The sequence below is a fragment of the Streptomyces sp. 15-116A genome (assembly GCF_025290915.1).
Classification (GTDB): Bacteria; Actinomycetota; Actinomycetes; order Streptomycetales; family Streptomycetaceae; genus Streptomyces.
Genome location: NZ_JAOCQE010000422.1, coordinates 1 through 3,800 on the forward strand (window position 1 = coordinate 1; position 3,800 = coordinate 3,800).

Genomic DNA, 3,800 nt, shown 5'->3' on the forward strand with positions numbered 1-3,800 from the left:
AGCGCCGACGTACGCCGTGACCGCGTCGGCCACCAGCGCCACCCGCCGCGCCCCCAGCTGCCGGGCGAGGGCGCCTGGCAACTCGGCGCGCAGTTCGTCCCCCAGGCTCGCCAGCCCGGCCGCCCCGACGACAGCGGTGTCCAGGCTCCCGACCCCCGCCTCGGCGGCCAGTCCCCGCGCCAGAGGCACCAGTTGCTCCATGAGGTGCCCGGCGTCGATCCCCCGGGCACCGGTCCGCACCGGCTCCCCGGAGGCACCCCGCGCCAGCGGACCGCGCCCGGGCGTGCCCACGACGACCCGCAGACCCGAGCCGCCGGAGTCGACGGCCACGAATCCGCGAGGTCCGGGCCCGTGCTCCGCCCGTGCCCCGGTCACGGCAGTCGCCAGTCCACCGGCTGGCCGCCCTGACGGATCAACAGGTCGTTGGCCCGGCTGAACGGCCGGGAGCCGAAGAAGCCCCGGTCGGCCGACATCGGCGAGGGATGCGCCGACTCCACCGCGGGCAGATCGCCCAGCATCGGACGGCAGTTGCGCGCGTCGCGGCCCCACAGAATGGACACCAGCGGCTTGCCGCGCCCCGCCAGCGCCCGGATCGCCTGCTCGGTGACCTCCTCCCAGCCCTTGCCCCGATGCGCGCCCGGCCGGCGCGGAGCCGTGGTGAGCGCCCTGTTGAGCAGCAGCACGCCCTGCTCGGTCCACGGCGTCAGATCACCCGTGGTCGGCTGGGGCACGCCCAGGTCGGAGGTCAGCTCACGGAATATGTTGACGAGGCTGCCGGGCAGCGGCCGCACCTCGGGCGCGACCGAGAACGACAGCCCCACGGCGTGTCCCGGGGTCGGGTACGGGTCCTGGCCGACGATCAGGACGCGTACCTCGTCGAAGGGCTGCTGAAAGGCCCGCAGGACGTGCTGCCCGGCCGGGAGATAGGTGCGTCCCGCGGCGATCTCCGCGCGCAGGAACTCGCCCATCCCGGCGATCCGTCCGGCCACCGGTTCCAGGGCCTTCGCCCAGCCCGCTTCGACAATCTCATGCAAGGGTCGTGGTGCCACGGGCGTCACCCTACTGCCGTAACGGCAGCGGGGATCAACCAGTGGCCAGGACCGGACGGAAGCGCCCCTTCGCTCATCCGACCACCGCGGCCCGCACACACAGCACGTCCGGCAGATGCGCCGCCAACTGCCGCCAGCTGTCGCCGTCGTCGGCCGACGCGTACACCTCGCCGTTGCGATTGCCGAAGTACACGCCCGCCGGATCCGAGCCGTCGTGACACATCGCGTCGCGCAGCACCGTGCCGTAGTGGTCGCCCTGCGGCAGGCCCGCGCTGAGCGGCTCCCAGCTTCTGCCCGCGTCCTCCGTCCTGAACACCCGGCAGCGCCGGTCGGCGGGCACCCGGTCGGAGTCGGCGTTGATCGGGAACACATACGCCGTGTCCCCCCGGTGCGGATGGGCCACCGCCGCGAAACCGAACGTGGACGGCAGCCCCTCGCCGATGTCCGTCCAGTGCGCGCCCGCGTCGTCGCTGCGATACACCCCCCAGTGGTTCTGGAGATACAGCCGGTCCGGGTCCACCGCGTCCCGGGTCACCTTGTGCACGCACTGGCCGAACTCCGGGTCGGGATCCGGCAGGAACACCGCGGACACCCCCGAGTTGGAGGGCGCCCAGCTCTGGCCGCCGTCCAGCGTGCGGAACACACCCGCCGTCGAGACGGCCACCGTGACCGCCCGCGGGTCGCGTTCGTCGGTCAGCACGGTGTGCAGCCCCTCACCGCCGCCGCCCGGCATCCACTTGGAGCGCGTCGGGTGCTCCCACAGCGGACGGATCAGCTCGAAGGTCTCCCCGCGGTCCTCCGAGCGGTACAGCGCGGCCGGTTCCGTGCCCGCGTAGACCACGTCCGGCTCGGCGGCGGCCGGATGCAGCTGCCAGACCCGCTCCAGCGAAGCCCCGGTGTCCTTGGGGAACTTGACGGCCGGACGGGCCGGCTCCGTCCACGTCCGGCCCAGGTCGTCGGAGTGGAACACGGACGGGCCCCAGTGCGAGCTGTCGCCGCCGACCAGCAGCCGCGGGGCCGCGCCGCGGGTGTCGATGGCGACCGAGTACACGGCCTGCGCGTTGAAGTAGGGGCTCTCGTCGAACTCCCAGGCGCCACCCCGCCGGCGCCCGATGAACAGGCCCTTGCGGGTGCCCACGGCGAGCAGTACCTCGGTCATGCCGATCACCTCCGCGACGTCGTCGTCGACGTCTTGATTTCGGACATCGGCCAGTCTGCACCCCACCACTGACAGTCACCTCTGGATCAGTCGGCGTCGCAGGTCAGCGCGGTGTTGCGGGGGAGCGGGGCGGGCGCTGCCCCGGCTCGGTGCGCCTGGTGGTGAGCATCCGGCGACGGCCCGACGTATGGGAGGGCGGCGCGGGAGGGCCCTGCGGGGTGTGAGGAGGGTGCCGTCGATGGCGGTGCGTGGACCGGGGCGGTGGCTGTGGCGCTGGCGGCGCAATCCGCTGAAGCGGAGGGCGGACCGGGTCGAGTCCTGGTTCCTGCTGGCGTCGTGGGCCCTCACCCTTCTGATCTCCGCGTCCGCCGGTGCGGCGGTGAGCGGCTCGGTCGAGGACGCGTTGGCGCGGGAACGCGCGGAGTGGCGCCGGGTCCAGGCGTACTTGACGGAGCGGGCGCCGGGGAACGCGCGCGGGGATGGGCGTGACAGCCGGGCCGATCATGTGTGGGCGACGGCTCGGTGGACGGGCGCCGACGGTTCCTTGCACACCGGGCAGATCCGGGTTGCGGCCGGGAGCGGGGCCGGTACGGCGGTCGATGTGTGGACGGACCGGCGGGGGCGGCAGGTGACGCGGCCTGCCACCGTGTCCGAGGCGAGGCTGAGGGCGCGGCTGGTGGGTGCGGTGGCGGCGTTGGGTGCGGGTGTGGTGCCTGTGGCGGTGGGGCGTGCGGTGTGCGGGCGGCTGGAGGAGCGGCGGCTGGCGGAGTGGGACGCGGAGTGGGCGCGGCTGGGACCGCAGTGGGGGCGGAGCGCGAGCTGAGGTCGGGGAGGGTTCAGCTTCTCGCCGTGGCCCGGGGGTGGGTGTCGCTCGCCCGCGCCGGCGGGGTGCCACAGACCCCAGCTGCCCTGCCCACGTCAAGTGCTCCCCAGTGCCCTTCGGCACTCGCGAAGCAGAGCCTCGTCCTCGTGGAGGTCGGTGCCCGTGTACGTGCCCTGGGCTGCTCGGTGGCGGTGAGGGGTGGACAGTTCCGTGCGGAGCAGGTCGTGCAGGGGGTTCGCGGCAGACCCCAGGTCTGCGGCCAGCGTTGCGATCTGGACGCGGGTGTAGGGGTTTTCGCGCCATGCTGTCCGCAGGATGTCCGACGACGGGGACGGCTCACCCGTGATGCGCCACAAGGAACATGCGGCGGTCGTCCGTTCCCACGGGTCGCCGGAGCGGGTCAGTTCGTGCAGGCCCGGCACCGCGGTGCCGGCCGCCGGGCCCAGGCGGCCCAGAGCCTCCGCCGCCGCCCGGGAGCCGCCCTCGCCCCTCAACTCCCGCAACAACACAGGCAGTACCGCCTCCGCATCCCCCTCGATCGACCACAGCGCCTCCGCCGCCGCCACACCGCACCCCCCGTCCAGCAGCCCACGCAGCACAGGTATCGCCTCCCCGGCCGCCTCCCCGAGCGCACCCAGCGTGCGGACGGCCGAGGCGAGCAACGCGTCCCGCAGGCGCAGGCCAGCGGGCAGCCCCGTGGTCAGTCGCAGCACCACCGGCAGGGCGTCGCCGTCGCCGAGTGCCGCCAGCGCGCGGAGCAGCGGCGTGG

The 3,800-nt window shown here is 74.0% G+C and carries 4 protein-coding genes and 1 pseudogene; 1 reads left to right on the top strand and 4 read right to left on the bottom strand.

Annotated features, from left to right (window positions below; genetic code table 11):
* From N4P33_RS33650 to N4P33_RS33660, 3 genes and pseudogenes are all read right to left on the bottom strand, one after another.
* A pseudogene (locus N4P33_RS33650) lies at positions 1–330 on the bottom strand (ATPase); the annotation flags it as partial.
* A gap of 41 nt (positions 331–371) precedes the next feature.
* Entirely contained in the window at positions 372–1,049 is a 678-nt protein-coding gene (locus N4P33_RS33655) for a uracil-DNA glycosylase (protein WP_260830724.1), read from the bottom strand.
* A 73-nt stretch (positions 1,050–1,122) separates the two neighbouring features.
* A complete protein-coding gene (locus tag N4P33_RS33660) occupies positions 1,123–2,277 on the bottom strand; it encodes a sialidase family protein (RefSeq protein WP_260830725.1) in 1,155 nt (384 codons plus the stop codon).
* Positions 2,278–2,446: 169 nt separating this feature from the next.
* On the opposite strand from N4P33_RS33660, the gene N4P33_RS33665 reads away from it, so the two are divergent.
* The gene (locus N4P33_RS33665; RefSeq protein WP_260830726.1) at positions 2,447–3,031 is read left to right on the top strand and encodes a hypothetical protein; all 585 of its coding nucleotides are present in this window, start codon (positions 2,447–2,449) and stop codon (positions 3,029–3,031) included.
* Positions 3,032–3,126: 95 nt separating this feature from the next.
* On the opposite strand, the gene N4P33_RS33670 is transcribed toward N4P33_RS33665, so the two are convergent.
* Positions 3,127–3,800, bottom strand: a 674-nt coding sequence (locus tag N4P33_RS33670) for a HEAT repeat domain-containing protein (protein WP_399030612.1), incomplete at its 5' end; no start/stop codon positions are given.